Origin of the sequence: Vibrio sp. Y58_MX_L22 (assembly GCF_024181865.1) — a bacterium.
Taxonomy (GTDB): domain Bacteria; phylum Pseudomonadota; class Gammaproteobacteria; order Enterobacterales; family Vibrionaceae; genus Vibrio; species Vibrio alginolyticus.
Genome location: NZ_JAMZAN010000002.1, coordinates 112,633 through 131,807, shown reverse-complemented (window position 1 = coordinate 131,807; position 19,175 = coordinate 112,633). Strand labels below are relative to the sequence as shown.

At 44.1% G+C, this 19,175-nt stretch carries 18 protein-coding genes; 12 read left to right on the top strand and 6 right to left on the bottom strand.

The window, feature by feature from the left end:
• Positions 1-43: 43 nt before the first annotated feature.
• Entirely contained in the window at positions 44-928 is an 885-nt protein-coding gene (locus tag NL626_RS05810) for a LysR family transcriptional regulator (protein ID WP_005460961.1), read from the bottom strand.
• Positions 929-1,594: 666 nt separating this feature from the next.
• On the opposite strand from NL626_RS05810, the gene NL626_RS05805 reads away from it, so the two are divergent.
• Together NL626_RS05805 and NL626_RS05800 are read left to right on the top strand one after the other, a co-directional pair.
• Positions 1,595-3,919, top strand: a complete 2,325-nt coding sequence (locus NL626_RS05805) for an FdhF/YdeP family oxidoreductase (RefSeq protein WP_253657101.1) — start codon at positions 1,595-1,597, stop codon at positions 3,917-3,919.
• Positions 3,920-4,114: 195 nt separating this feature from the next.
• The gene (locus NL626_RS05800; protein ID WP_005376099.1) at positions 4,115-4,591 is read left to right on the top strand and encodes a DM13 domain-containing protein; all 477 of its coding nucleotides are present in this window, start codon (positions 4,115-4,117) and stop codon (positions 4,589-4,591) included.
• 198 nt (positions 4,592-4,789) lie between these two features.
• On the opposite strand, the gene NL626_RS05795 is transcribed toward NL626_RS05800, so the two are convergent.
• On the bottom strand, positions 4,790-5,239 hold the full coding sequence (locus NL626_RS05795) for a YkgB family protein (RefSeq protein ID WP_005376100.1): 450 nt from the start codon (positions 5,237-5,239) through the stop codon (positions 4,790-4,792).
• Between the two features lie 147 nt (positions 5,240-5,386).
• On the opposite strand from NL626_RS05795, the gene NL626_RS05790 reads away from it, so the two are divergent.
• Both NL626_RS05790 and NL626_RS05785 read left to right on the top strand, forming a co-directional pair.
• Positions 5,387-6,187: a PhzF family phenazine biosynthesis protein gene (locus NL626_RS05790; protein ID WP_042520943.1), complete on the top strand. Its 801-nt coding sequence runs from the start codon at positions 5,387-5,389 to the stop codon at positions 6,185-6,187.
• Between the two features lie 139 nt (positions 6,188-6,326).
• On the top strand, positions 6,327-7,025 hold the full coding sequence (locus NL626_RS05785; protein WP_253657100.1) for an aspartate/glutamate racemase family protein: 699 nt from the start codon (positions 6,327-6,329) through the stop codon (positions 7,023-7,025).
• Positions 7,026-7,092: 67 nt separating this feature from the next.
• Here NL626_RS05785 and NL626_RS05780 read toward each other — a convergent pair whose 3' ends face one another.
• Positions 7,093-8,796 (bottom strand): FAD-dependent oxidoreductase, encoded by a 1,704-nt coding sequence (locus tag NL626_RS05780; protein WP_054700896.1) that lies wholly within the window; start codon positions 8,794-8,796, stop codon positions 7,093-7,095.
• A 151-nt stretch (positions 8,797-8,947) separates the two neighbouring features.
• Here NL626_RS05780 and NL626_RS05775 point away from each other — a divergent pair, with 151 nt between their 5' ends.
• From NL626_RS05775 to NL626_RS05765, 3 genes are read left to right on the top strand one after another with little or no spacing between them, the layout of a single operon-like run.
• The gene (locus NL626_RS05775; protein WP_005376206.1) at positions 8,948-9,238 is read left to right on the top strand and encodes a metalloregulator ArsR/SmtB family transcription factor; all 291 of its coding nucleotides are present in this window, start codon (positions 8,948-8,950) and stop codon (positions 9,236-9,238) included.
• A gap of 5 nt (positions 9,239-9,243) precedes the next feature.
• A complete protein-coding gene (locus tag NL626_RS05770) occupies positions 9,244-9,657 on the top strand; it encodes a YeeE/YedE family protein (protein ID WP_254901900.1) in 414 nt (137 codons plus the stop codon).
• A gap of 14 nt (positions 9,658-9,671) precedes the next feature.
• The gene (locus tag NL626_RS05765; protein WP_225495869.1) at positions 9,672-10,112 is read left to right on the top strand and encodes a YeeE/YedE family protein; all 441 of its coding nucleotides are present in this window, start codon (positions 9,672-9,674) and stop codon (positions 10,110-10,112) included.
• Between the two features lie 52 nt (positions 10,113-10,164).
• On the opposite strand, the gene NL626_RS05760 is transcribed toward NL626_RS05765, so the two are convergent.
• The gene (locus tag NL626_RS05760; RefSeq protein ID WP_213885566.1) at positions 10,165-11,028 is read right to left on the bottom strand and encodes an endonuclease/exonuclease/phosphatase family protein; all 864 of its coding nucleotides are present in this window, start codon (positions 11,026-11,028) and stop codon (positions 10,165-10,167) included.
• Positions 11,029-11,337: 309 nt separating this feature from the next.
• On the opposite strand from NL626_RS05760, the gene nrdD reads away from it, so the two are divergent.
• Both nrdD and nrdG read left to right on the top strand, forming a co-directional pair.
• Positions 11,338-13,458: an anaerobic ribonucleoside-triphosphate reductase gene (nrdD, locus tag NL626_RS05755; RefSeq protein WP_005388026.1), complete on the top strand. Its 2,121-nt coding sequence runs from the start codon at positions 11,338-11,340 to the stop codon at positions 13,456-13,458.
• 83 nt (positions 13,459-13,541) lie between these two features.
• Complete coding sequence (gene nrdG, locus NL626_RS05750) at positions 13,542-14,012, top strand: anaerobic ribonucleoside-triphosphate reductase-activating protein (RefSeq protein WP_005376213.1); 471 nt, start codon at positions 13,542-13,544, stop codon at positions 14,010-14,012.
• Positions 14,013-14,096: 84 nt separating this feature from the next.
• Here the strand turns inward: nrdG and NL626_RS05745 are convergent, their stop codons facing one another.
• Entirely contained in the window at positions 14,097-15,482 is a 1,386-nt protein-coding gene (locus tag NL626_RS05745) for an MATE family efflux transporter (protein ID WP_017634627.1), read from the bottom strand.
• Positions 15,483-15,602: 120 nt separating this feature from the next.
• On the opposite strand from NL626_RS05745, the gene NL626_RS05740 reads away from it, so the two are divergent.
• The 3 genes from NL626_RS05740 (at position 15,603) to NL626_RS05730 (ending at position 18,498) form a co-directional block, all read left to right on the top strand.
• The gene (locus tag NL626_RS05740) at positions 15,603-16,460 is read left to right on the top strand and encodes an AraC family transcriptional regulator (protein ID WP_253657099.1); all 858 of its coding nucleotides are present in this window, start codon (positions 15,603-15,605) and stop codon (positions 16,458-16,460) included.
• Between the two features lie 155 nt (positions 16,461-16,615).
• Positions 16,616-17,803: an amino acid aminotransferase gene (locus NL626_RS05735; protein ID WP_017634625.1), complete on the top strand. Its 1,188-nt coding sequence runs from the start codon at positions 16,616-16,618 to the stop codon at positions 17,801-17,803.
• 11 nt (positions 17,804-17,814) lie between these two features.
• Complete coding sequence (locus tag NL626_RS05730) at positions 17,815-18,498, top strand: ATP-dependent zinc protease (RefSeq protein WP_253657098.1); 684 nt, start codon at positions 17,815-17,817, stop codon at positions 18,496-18,498.
• Positions 18,499-18,620: 122 nt separating this feature from the next.
• On the opposite strand, the gene NL626_RS05725 is transcribed toward NL626_RS05730, so the two are convergent.
• Positions 18,621-19,157, bottom strand: a complete 537-nt coding sequence (locus NL626_RS05725) for a hypothetical protein (protein ID WP_017634623.1) — start codon at positions 19,155-19,157, stop codon at positions 18,621-18,623.
• Positions 19,158-19,175: the final 18 nt, after the last annotated feature.

Genomic DNA, 19,175 nt, shown 5'->3' with positions numbered 1-19,175 from the left:
CATAAGCCGTTATGTATGCCAAAAATTGACGTGTGGATTCTTGTTATCGATTAAAAATGTTTTTTGCTTCTGCGAAGCACTGATCGGTTAGCGCGGAGAAGGGTTCTTGTTTTCGCTTTAACAAACCTAGCGGGGCGTGAACGGCGGCTTCTTCGATAGGGATAATGCGAAGCGTATCGTTCAACTCTTCCAATCCACAGTTCAGCGGCATAATGGCGCAACAAAGGCCACTGGTTACTGCTTGGATCAAGTGAAAGGTGGAGTTACTTTCAATGACGGTTTGCGGAACCAGCCCTTTACTCACAAAGCTAAGATCAATTGAGTGGCGATAGTGCATACCCTTCGAAAGCAGCCCTAGCGGAATGTTATTGAGTGACTCCCACAACACTTCAGATTCGGCAAAATCAAAATGACGCTCATCGAATAAAACGCCAAGTTTGGTTGAATCTAGCTCGATAACATCGAAGTAAGCGGTGTTAACTTGATCGACATAACACATCCCCAAATCAAGTTGATTTCGATTGAGTTGGTCTATGATCTGTTCGGTCGTCATGGAGAGTATTTGAAAGCGTAACTCAGGGAACTGTTGAGCTAATGGTTTGAGCAATTGCATAGGGTTTTGGCTGGCGAGTGGCACCATTCCAAGCCGAAGAGAGCCGACCAATTGACCACGGCAGTTGGCGGCTTCGGCTTGCAATCCATCATGAGCTGCTAAGACGGTTTTTGCCCAAGCCAAAATGCGTTCTCCGGCTTCAGTAAATCCTTCAAATCGTTGACTTCTTTGGATTAATTCGAGATCGAGTTCTTCCTCTAAGCTTCGGATCCTCATGGACAAGGTAGGCTGCGTAATGTGGCACAATGCGGCGGCTTGACCAAAGTGTTTGGTCTGTTCAAGTGCGATGAGATATTTAAGTTGTTTGATATCCATAATGGCTTGTTAACCTTGCGTTGTGAGTCACATGTACGGGGGAACTCCCTAAAAAGGGCACAGCACTACCGTACTTTTTAAGCGCTGGAGCGTTTTAACTAGGGAATGGAAAACCAAAACCAAGTCAAGAATAAAACCACACTCAAAATTGATCTGAATCAAGGCTATTCCTGATATTAATTAGGGTCAAATTTAAAGTATCTATAGTGTGATAGATATTATCTATTATCAAGAGTGCCGATTTTATTGAGTTCGTTAAGCGAACTAGGTGGAATCGGATGGGAAAACGATTAACCTCATAAATTGTATTGATTAAAAATGTGATGACCGTCAGTGGAAAAATTCGTCATAGATTTTGTTTATCACTCGGTCAGGATTATCAATTGGACGCATATTGAATAACGACTTAATCTTTGATTTAGATCAAGACGCAACAATGCACATTGAATCTAACAGTCTTAGAAACAGTAGGCGGGTATCCGATATCAAGAATCTAGATAAGTAAACGCTCGGACAGGCGAGAGCATGTTGAGTGGTTACTTATTTGGATTAAAAAATACATGGATTAGAAACTAAGCCCTTCAATACTTCCGCATTATCTCAATAAATAACGCGCTTGTTTTCACGGGCACCCTGCTTGCTGGTATATCTGCGAGGAGTAAAGTCGTGAGCCAAAAAGAACAAATAAAAGCATACAAAGGTCCAGCTGGTGGTTGGGGTGCACTGAAAGCCGTAACCAGAAGTTGGTGGGGCAGTGAAAATGCAGTTAAAAACATTCGCACTATGCTCAAAACCAACCAAAATGGCGGTTTCGACTGTCCGGGATGTGCATGGGGTGAGTCGCCAGATAGTGGTAAAGTCAATTTCTGTGAGAATGGCGCGAAAGCGGTAAACTGGGAGGCGACCAATCGTCTGGTTGACCCTGAGTTTTTTGCCAATCACAGCGTTTCATCTCTCTCAACGCAAACCGATTACTGGTTGGAATACCAAGGCCGTATCACGCACCCAATGCGATACGATGCTGAATCCGATCACTATGTGCCAGTCTCTTGGGATGAGGCTTTTGCACTTGTCGCGAAACATCTCAATCAATTGGATTCACCACACCAAGCTGAGTTTTATACCTCTGGTCGTGCAAGCAACGAAGCGGCGTTTTTGTATCAGCTATTTGTGCGCGCATTCGGTACCAATAACTTTCCAGATTGTTCCAACATGTGTCACGAAGCCAGTGCAATCGGGATGAAAGACACCATTGGCGTTGGTAAAGGCACAGTGATCTTTGATGATTTTGAAGAAGCTGATGCGATTTTCGTGATTGGTCAAAACCCGGGCACGAACCACCCACGAATGCTTGAACCTCTGCGCGAAGCGGTAAAACGTGGTGCACAGGTTATCTGTCTAAACCCGCTCAAAGAGCGCGGATTAGAGCGTTTCCAAAACCCACAAATGCCGATTGAGATGTTGAGTAACGGCTCAGAGCCTACCAACACGGCGTACCTGCGTCCTGCTTTAGGTGGAGACATGGCAGTGTTTCGTGGCATCGCGAAATTCTTGTTGCAATGGGAAAGCGAGGCATTGCAAAACGGTGGCAAAGCGGTATTTGACCGTGAGTTCATCAAGCAACACACGATAGGTATTGATGAGTATTTGGCTGAAGTGGACGCAACCTCTTGGGAACACATCGCGGAACAATCGGGTCTTGATTTAAGTGAAATCGAGATGGTAGCGAGCATGTATCGACGTGCAGAACGTGTGATCATGTGTTGGGCGATGGGGTTGACTCAGCATCGTCACTCTGTACCAACCATTAAAGAAGTCGCAAACGTGCAAATGTTACGAGGTAACGTTGGTAAGCCGGGCGCGGGTCTTTCACCAGTGCGTGGTCATAGTAACGTTCAGGGCGACCGTACGATGGGCATTGATGAAAAACCTTCAGGTCTGTTGTTGGATCGCATTGAAAGTCGATTTAACTTTGACGTCCCGCGTGGTGAAGGCCACAACACTGTGCAAGCCATTAAAGCGATGGAAGAAGGGCAAGCGAAAGTATTTATCGGTTTGGGCGGTAACTTTGCACAAGCAACGCCAGACACAGAACGTACGCACAACGCGATGCGAAACTGTAATTTAACCGTACACATTTCGACGAAGTTAAATCGTTCTCACCTTGTCACAGGTAAAGATGCGCTTATTCTTCCATGCTTAGGCCGTACTGAGATTGATCAGCAAGCGACTGGCCCACAAGGCGTGACGGTTGAAGATACCTTCAGCATGGTACATATCTCATTTGGTCAGCTAAAACCGCGTTCGGAGCATTTGCGTTCAGAACCAGCGATTATTGCCGGTATTGCCAATGCGACACTCGGGGCAAAACCAATTGATTGGTTGTGGGCGATTGAAGATTACGACCGTATTCGCGATTTGATTGCCGACACGATTCCGGGCTTTACCGACTTTAACCATAAGCTTAAACACCCGGGTGGATTCCACTTGGTAAACCCAGCTGCCGAGCGTCGATGGAATACACCAAGCGGCAAAGCACAGTTCAGCTCTAGCGAGTTGCCGAAACAGTTGATCAGCGAAGCGATACTCGAAAAAGGCCAAAAGCCAGATTTGATCTTGCAAACCATGCGCTCACACGACCAATACAATACGACACTTTACGGCTTGAATGACCGTTATCGTGGAGTATTTGGTATGCGCGAAGTGCTGTTTATCAATGAAGCGGATATTCGTAAACTCGGTTTTGAACCGGGCGACAAAGTGGACATGGTGTCATTGTGGGAAGATGGCGTTGAGCGCCGTGTGAGCGGATTTACGCTTGTTGCCTATGATGTACCAGCAGGTCAGGCGGCGGCTTACTATCCAGAAACAAACCCATTAGTTCCTTTGGACAGTTATGGGGATAGAACGTTTACGCCAACCTCTAAGTTTATTGCGATAAAATTGGAAAAATCGACATCCGATAAGATCGCTTTGGTGGAAGCGGAATAGTGAGCAAACCGGCACAACGACATTTCCGATAAGCAAACGGCTGATATTAATTATCAGCCGTTTTTAATTGCGCTCAGTCTGCATTTAGTGCGCATAGCTTGTGTATAATGTTAATGACATTATGCTGCTCGATAATAGACAGATAAGGCCGATTTGAATCTAATTTCAAGTAGTAAAACTAATAAGAAGATGCTTATGACCTTGAAAAATATAATTAAATTAACAATCAGTCACTTAGTGGCAGTTTCTATTGGCATTGCGATAGGTATCTATACTTTACCGATCCTTATTGCACCACCTGCGCCGACCGATGAACAAGTTGCTAAGAGCAAGCAAGGTGCAGAATACAGCGCAGTGTTTAAGAGGGAACTCAAAGGTAGCGATGCTTTTCATTGGGGAGAGGGAGAAATTCATTTGAGTTCTGAAGTCATTACGTTGGTAGGAAAACTCGCTCCCGGACCAGACTATAAACTCTATCTATCTCCTAAGTTTGTTGAAACGGAACAAGAGTTTAATGACCTTAAATCTGAGATGAGCTTAATTGGTGATGTCAAAACGTTCGATAACTTCGTTGTTGAGGTTCCTCAAAGCACTTCAATTTCTGAATACAATACGGTTGTTGTATGGTGCGAGACATTCGGTGAGTTCATTACTTCGGCAAAGTATCAATAAACCTTAGCAGTAGAGTGAAAGGCTTTTCTTTTCACTTTACGCTAGGATGTTGTTTCGCATAATTAAGAGGCAAAGACTCTTAAACACTCTAAATTTAAGAGCCTTTGTTTAGAGTTATTGACAGAACCATTCGACTTGTAAGTCGTTTGCACCTTTCAGGCTACGTTCTGGAAAAACAAGATTTCGAACTATTTAGAGTTATTCTCTGTTTGGCTTGTTTCGTTCGATGACGCTAATCGCAATAGCTAAAAATAGAATATCTTTTACTAAAAAGAAGTTTGTCACCAAAACCCCATCAGACACTTTCCATGTATTCGGTGTCGTAATTAGAAAGCTGAGTGTCGCAAGAAAAATAATTGCGGCGGCTATGCCAGAAAAATAAGCGACTCGTGTGTTTTTAAGGCCAACGATTAATCCAATAGCGACAATGATTTCTGTTGCGCCAATGATGTTTGATACGGCTTGAACTGACATCACATCATACAACCAACTCATCAGAAAATGATTTTCAACGAGCGGTTGTATAAGCTTGGCCTCTGTAGGTGTGAATTTATAAATACCAATCCATATTAGAACTAAAGAAACGCCGAAAACTCCGATAAGATATCCAATTGAGTCACATTGATGATGGCTTTTTACGTTTTGCATAATTAACTACATTCTCCTGTTTGTTAGCGCTTCCAACAAGACCTATAAGGTTGGTAGAAAATTTCATAGGTTTTTTTCGCTCAAACAACAGATATTAAAAATCACGTGATACAGAATTACGTGTTTGATAGAACTTAAGGATATTTCGTGGAAGTTAAAATTTTTCAGGTTGACTCGTTTACATCAGAGGTTTTCAAAGGTAATCCCGCGGGTGTTTGTATCACAGAGTCAAGCCTTGATGAGGAAACGATGTTGGCCATCGCGGCCGAGATGTCGTTATCTGAAACGGCATTTCTGTCACTCAATACAATGCAACTTCGTTGGTTTACACCGAGGACGGAAGTTGCTTTGTGTGGACACGGCACACTTGCAACGGCGCACGTTCTGAAAGAGCAGGGGTTATATAATACTGGAGATACGATTGAGTTCGTTACGCTATCTGGGGTTTTAACTGCACAACTCGATCATGAAGAAATTCATTTGGTGTTTCCTGCGCCAACTTTAGATATGAGAGCGAGTATTAACAAAGACTTACTTCATGGCTTGGGGCTAGATGCCGCCAATGTAGTCGCCTACGGTCAGTTTGATAATAAGCAGTTGATCGTCATTAATGATGAATTTGTGCTTGAACAGCTCGACCCTGATTTTGGTGCGCTGCTTAAACAAAAGGGCCGTGGCGTCGTCATCACTGCTCAATCAAGCACTGACGCCGATTTTGTCTCTCGATACTTCGCGCCTTGGGTAGGTGTTAATGAGGACCCAGTTACAGGCTCTGCACATTGCGCTTTATGTGTTTACTGGGCTAAAGAGCTCAACAAAAAGCAACTGAAAGGCTTCCAAGCCTCCAAGAGAAGTGGGGTCGTCCATACAGAGTTGTTAAGCACTGAGCACGTTAAGCTTTCTGGAAATGCAGTAACGATATTGCGAGGATATATGAGAATCGCGTAGCGGTCCTTGTGGGAATGATTTTATTTTCGTGTTACCCAATGCTCAATAGTGAAGACGCTTGAATGCTGCTTATTTAAGTGGCTGATTTTTTTTGTAAAAACACCCCTGGCACGGTGGTGTATAACGATTGGAGAGTTATATGAAAACTATCGGTCTTCTAGGTGGTATGAGCTGGGAGTCGACGCTTAGTTATTACAAATTGATCAACGAAGGAGTCAAAGAGGCGTTAGGCGGCCTAAATTCCGCAAAAATTTGTATGTATAGCGTGAATTTTTCGGAGATAGAGAAACTTCAACATCAAGGTAAATGGGAAGAAACGGCAAGCATTCTATCTGATGCTGCATCTTTAATAGAAAAAGGGGGCGCTGACTTCATTCTTATTTGTACTAACACAATGCACAAAGTTGCGCCTCAAATTGAAGCCAGTATTAATATCCCCATACTACATATCGCAGACGCGACTGCTGAGTTACTTCGTGAGAAAGGGGTTCAAAAGGTCGGACTCCTTGGTACTCAATTCACAGTGGATCAAGACTTTTATAAAGGAAGGCTTTCCGACCGTTATGGGCTTGATGTCGTCATTCCCGATCAAGACGACCGCTCTAAAGTACATAACATTATTTATAAAGAGTTATGCCAAGGTGAAATCAAAGAGGAGTCAAGGACGATATACTTGCAAATTATTGAAAAACTAAAAGAGCACGGAGCTGAAGCTGTGATTCTCGGGTGTACTGAAATTGCCTTACTTGTAAACCAAAGTCACACCGATGTTACACTACTCGATACCACTTCTATCCATGCTCAAGCAGCAGTCCGTTTGGCAATTGAAGGTGAATGATCTACGCTTTCTTTCCTGCAAAAAAAGAGAAAACCAAGCACGTGGTTTTCTCTTTTTTATTATCAAGTTATAAGCGAGCAAATTTGAGAGTTCTGTATCCACCAATCAAGTTGCGGGCTTTGTAACCATTGTTGACCAGCTGACGGTATGCTACGTTACCGCGTAACCCAACTTGACAGTAAATCACGATCTCTTTGTCTTTAGGAAGTTCGTGCATGCGACGACGTAGTTGATCGACAGGAATATTAATTGCACCTTCAAGATAACCAACGGACTCCAATTCACCAGGATTACGAACATCAAGTAACAGTTGGTCTTCTGTCAGTGAATCCATTTCATCATAATGAATCGCGGTCGCATCGCCTTTGATGATGTTATTTGCCACAAACGCCGCTTGGTTAATTACATCTTTAGCAGAGCCATAAGGTGGCGCGTAAGTTAGCTCGAGGTGTTGCAGTTGCTCTACCGTCATACCAGCACGCTGAGCAACTGCCATTACGTCGATACGTTTATCAACACCGTCTTTACCTACTGCTTGCGCACCTAATATTTTACCTGTTACTGGATCAAACAGCATTTTGAATGACACGGTTTCTGCACCTGGGTAGTAACTCGCGTGACTTGCTGTATGCACATACACTTTTTCATAAGCGATGTTTTCACGTTTCAGCTGTTTCTCGTTTTTACCAGTAGAAGCGACGGCTAAATCAAAAATCTTACAGATCGCCGTGCCTTGCGTACCTTGGTAAGTTTCTTGGCGGCCAAGCATGTTGTCTGCTGCAATTCGGCCTTGACGGTTTGCCGGGCCCGCAAGTGGCACTAGAGTTTGCTCGCCAGTCACAAAGTCTTTCTCTTCTACCGCGTCGCCGACAGCGTAGATCGAAGGATCGCTGGTTTGCATGTATTCATTGGTATAAATACCACCAAGAGCGCCGATTTCTAAGCCAGCTTCTTTCGCTAATTTGGTCTCGGGGCGAACACCAATTGCCATAATCAAAATATCGGTGGTGAGTCTTTCACCGTTGTTTAGTGTTAATTCCAATTCACCTTCTAGATGTTGGTGTTTTTCGCTCTCACCAGAGTCGAAACTTGCCACGTGCTCGTTAGGTACGAATTTCACCGACTCAAGTGCGACGCCAAGTTTAAGGTCGATGCCTTTCTCACGAATTTCAGCATGTGCGAAGCCAGCCATTTCACGGTCAACGGGCGTCATCACTTGATCCGCCATTTCAACTAATGTGGTTTTTATGCCTAGCTGGTGGAAGGCTTCCATCATTTCCAAACCGATAAAACCACCACCAACGACCGTAGCGTGTTCAACTTTGTTGGTTTCGATCGTTTTAATGATGCGATCCATATCTGGAATATTGCGCAGCGAGTGCGTTAACGGGTTATCAATACCCGGAATAGGCGGCACAACTGGACCTGCGCCAGGGCTGAGTAGAAGAAAGTCGTAGCTCTCTTGGTATTCCGAGCCATCAAGCAAATTGTTAACCGTAACCGTTTTGTCTTGACGGTTAATAGAAACCACTTCGTTCATCACACGGACATCAACATTGAAACGCGCTAGAAAGCTCTCAGGCGTTTGAAGAAGCAGTTTGCTGCGCTCTTGGATATCGCCACCAATGTGATAGGGTAAGCCACAGTTTGCAAATGACACAAATGGACCGCGTTCAAACATAATGATTTCTGCGTCTTCACTAAGACGACGAGCGCGAGCTGCTGCAGATGCACCGCCAGCAACCCCACCAATAATCACGATTTTGCTCATGGATTTCTCCTGCTGAATGATCGAAAACGCCTACACCTTACTTAAATAAATTAGCTGAGTCTAATGTTATTTAATCTACATTAGCATTGACTTAATAATATTAATTAGTAATATCTAATAAAATGTAATGTAGTAATGAAGAGGCATAAGAATGGGCGACAGTATGCTACAAAGTGCGACCGAAGCGAGTGAGCTGCTTAAAATTATGGCTCATCCAGAGCGCCTAATCGTGATGTGTAAGCTGATTGAAGGTGAGAAAGGGGTCGGTGAACTGTTTGAAGGTTCATCATTAAGCCAATCTGCTTTTTCACAACATCTCACCGTATTGAGAAAGCACGACATCATTAAAGCTAGGAAGGTTTCTCAGCAGGTATTTTATTCAATTTCTGATGAAAGAGTTGGTCCGCTGGTCGAAGCGTTTAAGCAAGTTTTCTGTAAGTAATTAGTTTGGCGGATGCTATGTTTGAAGTTCCTTGGATGTCGCTTTTGGGCGGCATAATAGTTGGCGTATCAGCGATAACACTGATGCTATTTACTGGCAAGACTGCTGGGATCAGTGGGATCTTAAACGGTGCCGTTGAGAGCGCAGACCGCGTTTGGCGAATTGTTTTTTTAATTGCGATGGTATTAGGTGGCTTGTTTGCTGTTTATGTTCTTGGCGGGCATGTACCAGATCAGTACAGCGGTTCTCTTATTTTAGTTATCGTTGCTGGCTTGTTAGTCGGTGTTGGTACGCGTATCGGCAATGGTTGTACTAGTGGTCATGGCATTTGTGGGATAGGGCGTTTCTCAATCCGTTCTGTGGTCGCGACGTGTACTTTTATGGCCACAGCCATGTTAACCGTCTTGCTAGTATCGTGAGGAATAGTGCCGTTATGAAAACTCATGTAATGAAAAGTATTAAGCAAATGTCCGTTGTTGCATTTTCTGGTGTGCTCTTTGGTATTGGTATGGTGGTCTCTGGTATGGCTGAACCGGCAAAAGTGATTGGCTTTCTCGATATTACTGGAGCATGGGATCCAAGCTTAGCCTTTGTAATGGGCGGAGCACTTGCGGTGTTCGTTCCAGCTTATCTTTTATTAATAAAGCCAAGAAGCGAATCTGTGTTTGGTGATGAGATTGTACGCCCAACTTCTAAAACGATAGACAAAAAGTTAGTCGGTGGTGCAGCACTGTTTGGTATTGGTTGGGGCTTACTGGGTGTGTGTCCTGGTCCTGCGGTTGCCAGCCTTTTTACTGGCAACGTACAAGTTCTGCTCTTTATAGCGGCAATGTTGGTTGGGTCATTCACCGCTAAAAGAGTGGTTCGTGGCTAAAGAGTTCTTCAACGCAAAAAGAGTATCTCAACGTTAACAGAGAACTTAAACGCTAAAAAGTGAGTGTCGTAGAAACCGGGCAATGGTCACTCAGTTTATAGTCGAGTACATCTTGTGTTTTGAAAACGGTTTGAACACCAGACGACGCCTTTAAATCACCACTCACAATAATGTGGTCTATCACCGAGCGGAATTGGTGGGTTTTATTCGGATTACGATTAGAACGCACTTTACATTCCGCTTTAGTGTCTTTAGTCACTAGCTTTGCACTAGTATTGTCCGATATCACGTCCCATAACCAATCTCCTTGATAACCCAAGTTGTGGTTAAAGTCGCCAAGCACGACATAATGTTGTTTGTTGTCCTCGCGCGCCTTTATCCACTTAGCTAGTGCCTGTCCTTGTTGTTTCACTATCTTACAATCGCGGTTATTACGATACGCGCCACTGCAACCCGCTTTCAGATGTACAGAGAGTAGATGAGTCTCGTTTTCTTGGTTTGGATTTAAAACAAGGTAGCTCGCGAAGCGCAGCTTGCTGTTGCCTCGTGTGATAGAGAAGTCTGGCTTGTCTAATATGCTTACGCCATTGCGCACGGCAAAGCCTGTGTATTGGTTGGTGTCGTTAAACTGAAGGTGTCGGTTGGAGGCGTTTGAACGATCGGAAAGATAGATAGTGAAGTCATTGCCAACAGCTTTTTGCATTGCAGCGACGCTTTCGACTTCTTGAAAAGCAAGAATGTCGGCTTGTGTTTTATCCACATAGTGGGTCAGTTTTTCAAAATCTTGTGGTGTTCTCGACACTTTTCCACCATCTATAGATAACCATTCTATGTTCCAACTGGTTAGATTGATGGAGTTTTGAGCAAATGAAAGAGAACTAAAAAGTAATATTAACGTAACAAAAAGTGATCGCATTTTGGCCTGTTGCACTCCTATCTTTTAGCGTATTCCTTTCCATCCTTTATCCTACAAGACCTCCAAAAATAGCAAGTAGATTTAGTACCAATTTTGCAATTTTCATGGTTTTCTTCGCAACTGAGATCAACGCCAATAAGATCGATTTCTTCTTGTTCGCTAGCCAATCTTTATTGATCAAAATCAATGTTTTCGAGTGGTGCTTCTCGTTAAATACGCCACAATATATTGTGTTGCCAGAATAAAAAATAACCCCATATAGTGTGTTTGTGGATAACTCTGTGAGTATGCTCGGGTAAGGAGAACAAAGTGAAACCAATCGTAATCAAACGCGACGGATCAAGAGCTCCGTTCAACAGGGATCGTATCCAAGCAGCAGTTGAAGCAGCAGCGGAAAACAAAGATAAGGATGTCGCTATTTATGCTCTTAATGTGGCTCTTGCTGTCGAGTTACAGTTAAGAGAACACGATGAAGTTCACATCCATGAGATTCAAGACTTAGTCGAAAATGAACTCATGCAAGGTCCTTACAAAGCCCTAGCGCGTTCTTACATTGAATATCGCCACGATCGCGACATCGCTCGTGAGAAGCAAAGTGCACTAACTCGCGAAATCGAAGGTTTGATTGAAGAAAGTAATCTGGATCTAATCAACGAGAACGCGAACAAAGACGGCAAAGTAATTCCGACTCAACGTGACTTGTTGGCTGGTATCGTAGCGAAACACTACGCGAAGACGCACATCCTTCCTCGCGATGTGGTTCAAGCGCACGAAGTGGGTGACATTCACTACCACGATTTAGACTACGCACCGTTCTTCCCAATGTTTAACTGTATGCTTATCGATCTTAAAGGCATGCTGACGCATGGTTTTAAAATGGGTAACGCTGAGATTGATACGCCAAAATCAATTTCGACTGCAACAGCGGTAACAGCACAAATCATTGCTCAAGTCGCGAGCCACATTTACGGCGGTACAACCATCAACCGTATTGATGAAGTTCTAGAGCCGTACGTAATCACAAGCTACGAGAAACACCTAGAGATCGCAAAAGAGTGGAACATTGCTGAGCCAGAAGAGTTCGCAAAAGCACGCACAGAGAAAGAGTGTTACGACGCGTTCCAATCTCTAGAATACGAAGTAAACACGCTACACACGGCGAACGGTCAAACACCATTCGTTACGTTTGGTTTTGGTCTTGGTACTAGCTGGGCATCACGCCTTATCCAGAAATCGATTCTGAAGAACCGAATTGCAGGTCTAGGTAAGAACCGTAAAACAGCGGTATTCCCTAAACTGGTATTCGGCATCAAAGATGGCTTGAACCACAAATCAGAAGATCCAAACTACGACATCAAGCAACTTGCGCTTGAGTGTGCGTCTAAGCGTATGTACCCAGACATTCTTAACTACGACAAAGTAGTGGAAGTAACGGGTTCATTCAAAACCCCAATGGGTTGCCGTAGCTTCCTTGGTACTTACGAAGAAAACGGTGAGCTGATTCACGAAGGTCGTAACAACCTTGGCGTCGTGAGCTTGAACCTTCCTCGTATCGCTATCCGTGCAAACGGAAGCGAAGAGAAATTCTACGAGCTTCTAAATGACCGCCTACGTCTTGCTCGTAAAGCACTAGAGACACGTATCTCTCGCCTTGAAAACGTGAAAGCACGTGTGGCCCCAATCCTATACATGGAAGGCGCATGTGGTGTTCGCTTGAAAGCAGACGACTCAATCGCAGATATCTTTAAGAACGGTCGTGCGTCTATTTCTCTTGGTTACATCGGTGTACACGAGACAATTAACGCGCTATTCGGTACAGAAGCGCACGTTTATGATGACGCTGTTTTGCGTGAAAAAGCGGTCGCGATCATCAAGCATCTAAAAGATGCTGTGAATCAATGGGCTGACGAAACAGGTTATGGTTTCAGCTTATATGCAACGCCAAGTGAAAACCTATGTAGCCGTTTCTGCCGCATCGATGCGAAAGAGTTCGGCGTAATTGAAGGCGTAACAGACAAAGGTTACTACACCAACAGCTTCCACCTAGATGTTGAGAAGAAGGTGAACCCATACGACAAGATCGACTTTGAGATGCCTTACCCAGAAATCTCAAGCGGCGGCTTTATCTGTTACGGCGAGTTCCCGAACATGCAACGTAACGTTGAAGCACTAGAAAACGTATGGGACTACAGTTACACCCGAGTGCCTTACTACGGAACTAACACGCCAATTGATGAGTGTTACGAGTGTGGTTACAACGGTGAGTTTGACTGTACAAGTAAAGGCTTCACTTGCCCAAGCTGTGGCAACCATGATTCAACCAAAGTGTCAGTGACACGTCGTGTTTGTGGCTACCTAGGCAGCCCAGATGCACGCCCGTTTAACTTCGGTAAGCAAGAAGAAGTGAAGCGCCGAGTTAAACACCTGTAAGGTTAACTACCACTCGTTTTACACTTTGAAAATCAACTTTAAACAGGTTGATTTTCTCTTTCGCGATAACACAGAGACGCATTATGAATTACCACCAATACTATCCAATTGACGTTGTTAACGGACCGGGTACGCGCTGTACGCTGTTTGTGTCGGGTTGTGTGCATCAGTGCCGTGGCTGTTATAACCAGTCGACGCAACGTTTGGATTCTGGTGTACTTTTCACGCAAGAAGCGGAAGACAAAATCATCGCTGACTTAAACGACACGCGTATCAAACGCCGTGGCTTGTCGTTGTCGGGTGGAGATCCGCTTCACCCTGCTAATGTGCCTCATATTTTGAAGATAGTGAAAAGGGTGAGAGAGGAGTGCCCAGGTAAAGACATTTGGGTTTGGACTGGCTACACGCTGACGGAACTGAATGACGCGCAAAGGGAAGTGGTGCAATACATCGATGTTTTGATTGATGGTAAGTTTGAACAAGACAAGAAAGACCTCAATCTCGAATGGCGTGGCAGTTCAAACCAAATCATTCATCGATTTACGGACATCTAATCAAGCATTCTCCGCACATAAAAAGAGCTCACGCGTGCAGAACGGGTGAGCCCTTTTGGTGTGAGTTCGTTAATGTCTTTTTGGTTACGCTGTCACCGATTGGTCATCTTCAACCATATTATTTATCCAACGTTTAGATTGAATACGGTAAGTCGTCAGTACGCCTTTCACTAACTCTTCCGCGAGCAGAGACATCAAGACAAAATGCAAAGGCAGCCCTAACACCATGCCTGTGTAATAAGTAAGGGGGATGCCAATAGCCCACTGACCGAACGTGTCGATGAAAATGCTATAGCGAATATCAGCGCCACTCTTTAGTACGCCGCCAATCCCAACCATGTTAAACACCCTCAAAATCATACCTAGCGCCATGACTAAACATACGTTAAGTGCCATGTCTGCATCGGTTAACGGGCTCAGTACCAATAGGTGATGAATCATGGGCGAGCTCAACCACACTAGGAAAAACAGCAAGGTGGCTAAGATTGCGCTGGTTAACACATACCACCACGCCGTTTTCTCGACTCGGTCATAATGTTTTGCACCAATATCATTCCCAAGAAGAACGGATGCAGCGACCGCAAATCCCATAAAGGTTGAAATCAGTACCCCTTCAATCGGTGATAAGAATGAGATGATCGCCAGTTCTGAAACGCCCAATTGACCATAGATGATGCTGTAAACGATCAATCCACCAGTCCAAAGCGCATCGTGGACCAACATGGGTAAAGAAACCTTAAAGTACTTTTTTCGATACTGTTTTAAGCGGCCTTGTACCCAATCGAACTTAGTCGGAATTAGATAAGCATATCGTTTGTAGAAAAAATAAATCAAGACGGCGGTTTGGAAAAATCGAGAAACAAAACTACCTACGGCTGCACCAAATACGCCCCATTGAGGGAAACCAAATAAACCAAAAATCAAAACATAATTAAGCGCGACGTTAACGACAATGGCGGAGATACTAACGTTGGTTGCCAGTTTGGTTTGGCCCACGGAGCGCAATACCGCTTCAATCGGTACTACTATCGCCGTAGCAATGAGGCTAAAGCCCGTAACCACAAGATAATCACGTGCATAAGTGACGTATTCAGGATCGTCTGACATAAAAGAGACGATCTCTTCATCAAAAATCGCATAAAGAACGATAAACGGCAGCGTCACCAAAATGGAAATAAACCAAGATTGCGCCAACGTTCTGCGAATTCCGGCTAGGTTTCCTGAGCCGTAGTATTGAGAAGCAAGTACGGTAACTGCACCGCATAGGCCAAAGACAACCGCTAGGTTGAAGAAAAAGATACGATTTCCAACTCCAACTGCTGCCGTTGCAGATTCACCGAGTAGGCTTACCATGAAAATATCCACGACGCCGAGCAAAGCAAAAAGCATGGACTGAAGTGAAACAGGTAGGCCAATCGTAATCAGTTTTTGCCAAAATACTTTATCGATGTATTCGCGTGTTAAGAGCATCGCATTTCTCCTTAAAGATTAATGCGAGTAGTTTATCCTCATGATTTGGCGGTGTATTTTTCAAAGGAATCCAAAACCTTTGTAAAACTCTCTACTAACGCACATGTGAGCCAATAAATCATGGAAGATAAACAAGAACGCTACGCGATTTCAGAAAAAACTTATCAAGAGTTTATTGATCACAGTCGAGTATTAGCACTTGAGGAGAGAGGCATTGTGCAGTGCGGCATTGCCACTTGTCGTGACTTCTTCTCTGTTTATCGTAAAAACCAAAAGAAACACATGCTGCTCTATACGGTGCGTGGTAAAGGGTGGCTAGAGAGTGGGACTTATCGATACGATTTGGAACCGGGCTCGTTGATTACAGTACCCGCAGGTGTTGAAAACGGTTTTGGTATAGAAGAAGAACCTTGGCAGATCGCGTGGCTTTTTCTTGCTCCTGATAGAGAGTGGCCGATATTAGAATGCGATGTTCGCTACCAGCTTTCATCTACACCTGAAGTGATGTATGCATGTATCCAAACACTACTACGCAGCATTCACCTTCCAATCGATTATGGTGGTGCGGTAGGTGAGCATAGTGTGGCTCAGTTAGAGCTGATGTTAAACATGCCGCCCTCAGAGTCGATATCACGCAGCCAATTGAGGCTTCGGCGTGTATTTGACCTTGTCCAACGTCAGCTCCATAAGGATTGGAGCGTTGAGCAGGTGGCGGCTCTATATCCATGTTCGGAGGCTCATTTGCATCGACTGACTCAAAAGCAGTTTGGTCGAAGCCCAATGGCACATTTAACGCGTATGCGCATGGAATATGCTGCTAGGTTACTTCGTTCAACAGAATGGCCAATTCAGCATATTGGAGAAATAGTCGGATATCCGACAAGCGCTAACTTTAGTACACGTTTTAAAGCGTGGTCGACCATGACACCAAGAGAGTTTAGAAAAAACGGTAGAGTGGATTGGTACGACAAGGAGTGAATCGTTCTTTTTCTGAACGATAGAGCGCACAAAACTCACCGTAAGCCAGAATTTTGTTCTCTAATTGATGAAATAAGTGAAAAATCATTTCGTCATTTTTTGCGATGGTGTTAACGTGAGGTTCGGTACTTGAATTTCAAAGGGTTATGACTTTCATGTTTTCTAATCTCCCAACTCCCGTATTAGATCCTATTTTATCTCTATCCGTTGCATACCGTAACGATGAACGTCCAAACAAGGTTGACCTTGGCATTGGCGTATACAAAAACAGCGCAGGCGAAACGCCGATTATGAAAGCCATTCAAATGGCGCAGGATGTCGTTGTTGAAACTCAAAAAACCAAGTCTTACGTTGGTCTTGCGGGTTGCGAAGAATTTAATAAAAGCATGATCGATTTGCTACTGACGGGAACGTCTGCAATGGATCGTGTTGCAGCAATTCAAACGCCAGGTGCAAGTGGTGCGCTGCGTATGCTCGGTGATCTGATGAAGATCGCACAGCCAGATACGACGGTTTGGATTTCCAACCCAAGTTACGTAAACCACAAGCCAGTAATGGAAGCAGCAGGCCTTAAAGTTAAGTTCTACCACTATTTCTCTTCGGAAACGAAACAAGTAGACACCGCAAAAATGATGGATGATCTTGCGAAAGCTGGGCCTTCAGATGTGGTACTTCTTCATGGTTGTTGCCACAATCCAACTGGTGCGGATATTGACTTCTCTGCTTGGCAAGCCATTACAGAATTGTCGCAGAAGAACGGTTTCATCCCATTTGTGGACATTGCCTACCAAGGCTTCGGTGATGGCCTAGAAGAAGACGCAAAAGGTCTTCGTTTTATGGCAGATAACGTTGAAGAGATGTTGATTACTACTTCATGTTCGAAGAACTTTGGTCTGTACCGTGAACGAACTGGTGCAGCGATTGTGGTTGGTAAGAACATGCATGATGTAACCAATGCAAAAGGTAAACTCCTCACTCTAGCTCGCTCGACTTACACGATGCCACCCGACCATGGTGCAGCTTTAGTTAAGACCATCCTGCAAGATGACAATCTCACTTCCGTTTGGAAGCAAGAATTGAGTGAAATGCAACATCGTTTGGTTAGCCTTCGTCAAAGTTTGTGTAACGAGTTGAGAAACAACCATAATACAGATCAATTTGATTTCATTGAGGGTCACAAAGGCATGTTTACTGTGCTAGGCTTTAGTGGAAACCAAATGGCGCAACTGCGTGAAGATTATGGCATTTATGGTGTTGGCGATGGTCGAATTAACATTGCCGGACTTACCGAAACTCATATTCCATACGTAGCGGACGCAATTAAGAAAGTATCTCAAGCTTAATTGGAGTGTGGATGAAAAACTGGAAACTGATTCTGCCGCTTATGATGAGCGGCAGTTTAATTGCTTGTACGTCAACTCAAACGACGCAGGAACCTGTTGAGCCAGAGTCGCCAAAGGTCGAAGAGCCCGTTAAAGTCGAACCAGAAGTGAAACCTGAGGTAGATCCAAAGCCAGAGGTGGAGCCCAAACCAGAAGCGAAACCTGAGAAAAAGCCGGAACCAAAGCCTAAAAAGCCAGTCAAGGTCACAAAAACACCCGATGGCATGTTAATTCTTGGTTCTGAAGAATGGGTTTATGTTCCTGAAATTGACCAGACTTTCAAGGCTAGAGTCGATACAGGTGCGACAACATCATCAATTAGTGCGACTGAGATTGTTCCGTTTGAGCGTGATGGTAAAGACTGGGTTAAATTTAAGATAGATTTAGGTGACAAAGACACCAAAGAATTTAAAGTACCCGTTGAGCGCTGGGCTAAAGTTAAGCAGTCTTCGTCAGAAGAGGTGGATAAACGAGCGGTGGTAAAAGCCTACATTACCGTTGGGGATCACAAAGAAAAGACAGAGTTTACGTTAGCGGATCGCGGACATATGACGTTTCCAATTTTGCTTGGTCGAAGCTTTTTTAGAGATATCGCCGTTGTAGATGTATCGAAAAAATATGTGCAAGATAAACCTAAAAAAACCGCTAAAAACTGATGTATTAAAGCTAGTTTCTGCTACAAGCTAATAATTCCTGATTAGCAAAAAATGGCCTCCAAAATCGGAGGCTATTTTTATTGAATCATATGCTTGCTTGTGATGCCTGGTAGTCATGTCCACTAAAATGCAAAACGAGCAGACATTACAATTTGCTGGCCATAGACACCATTATTTTTAAAATCTGCACCAAGCGATAGTTGCTGAGTTGAGTGGAATCGTGCGCCTAGATTGTAAATGGTATTCGAATCGTCATTATCTATGATTTGGCCGATACGGCCATGTAGCTCAACATTTTGCATAAACCAAATACGAGTGCCAATATTCACTTCCGTGCGCCATTCGTCGCCGACTTTATCACTGCCGTTCTCTTTAATGTTGTGTACCAACATTTGGCCATAAATATCTGCAAATTGGCCTGCTGGCCCATTAAAGCCTATACCACCAGCAATGTCCCAGTCTCCGCTGAATTCACTGTCTGCGCGAGCAATGAAATGGGTATTCTCTGTAAAGTAGGTATTGAACTCGCCACCAAATGTACCAGGGCTAGTGCCCATGCGAAATTCCATCGTGTTGTAGTTGAAATTATTTGCATGTGCGGAAAGTGGCAAAATAGCACACAAACCAAAGGCTGCAACCTTTAGAGCTTTACCTAGCATGGTGTCTCCGGGCAAGAT

What these genes read in the sequence shown, in the direction of transcription:
- NL626_RS05810 (WP_005460961.1), bottom strand. Translation starts at nt 928, where the DNA reads ATGGATATCAAACAACTTAAATATCTCATCGCACTTGAACAGACCAAA.
- NL626_RS05800 (WP_005376099.1), top strand. Translation starts at nt 4,115, where the DNA reads ATGACCTTGAAAAATATAATTAAATTAACAATCAGTCACTTAGTGGCA.
- NL626_RS05795 (WP_005376100.1), bottom strand. Translation starts at nt 5,239, where the DNA reads ATGCAAAACGTAAAAAGCCATCATCAATGTGACTCAATTGGATATCTT.
- NL626_RS05785 (WP_253657100.1), top strand. Translation starts at nt 6,327, where the DNA reads ATGAAAACTATCGGTCTTCTAGGTGGTATGAGCTGGGAGTCGACGCTT.
- NL626_RS05780 (WP_054700896.1), bottom strand. Translation starts at nt 8,796, where the DNA reads ATGAGCAAAATCGTGATTATTGGTGGGGTTGCTGGCGGTGCATCTGCA.
- NL626_RS05775 (WP_005376206.1), top strand. Translation starts at nt 8,948, where the DNA reads ATGGGCGACAGTATGCTACAAAGTGCGACCGAAGCGAGTGAGCTGCTT.
- NL626_RS05765 (WP_225495869.1), top strand. Translation starts at nt 9,672, where the DNA reads ATGAAAACTCATGTAATGAAAAGTATTAAGCAAATGTCCGTTGTTGCA.
- NL626_RS05760 (WP_213885566.1), bottom strand. Translation starts at nt 11,028, where the DNA reads ATGCGATCACTTTTTGTTACGTTAATATTACTTTTTAGTTCTCTTTCA.
- nrdG (WP_005376213.1), top strand. Translation starts at nt 13,542, where the DNA reads ATGAATTACCACCAATACTATCCAATTGACGTTGTTAACGGACCGGGT.
- NL626_RS05745 (WP_017634627.1), bottom strand. Translation starts at nt 15,482, where the DNA reads ATGCTCTTAACACGCGAATACATCGATAAAGTATTTTGGCAAAAACTG.
- NL626_RS05740 (WP_253657099.1), top strand. Translation starts at nt 15,603, where the DNA reads ATGGAAGATAAACAAGAACGCTACGCGATTTCAGAAAAAACTTATCAA.
- NL626_RS05735 (WP_017634625.1), top strand. Translation starts at nt 16,616, where the DNA reads ATGTTTTCTAATCTCCCAACTCCCGTATTAGATCCTATTTTATCTCTA.
- NL626_RS05730 (WP_253657098.1), top strand. Translation starts at nt 17,815, where the DNA reads ATGAAAAACTGGAAACTGATTCTGCCGCTTATGATGAGCGGCAGTTTA.
- NL626_RS05725 (WP_017634623.1), bottom strand. Translation starts at nt 19,157, where the DNA reads ATGCTAGGTAAAGCTCTAAAGGTTGCAGCCTTTGGTTTGTGTGCTATT.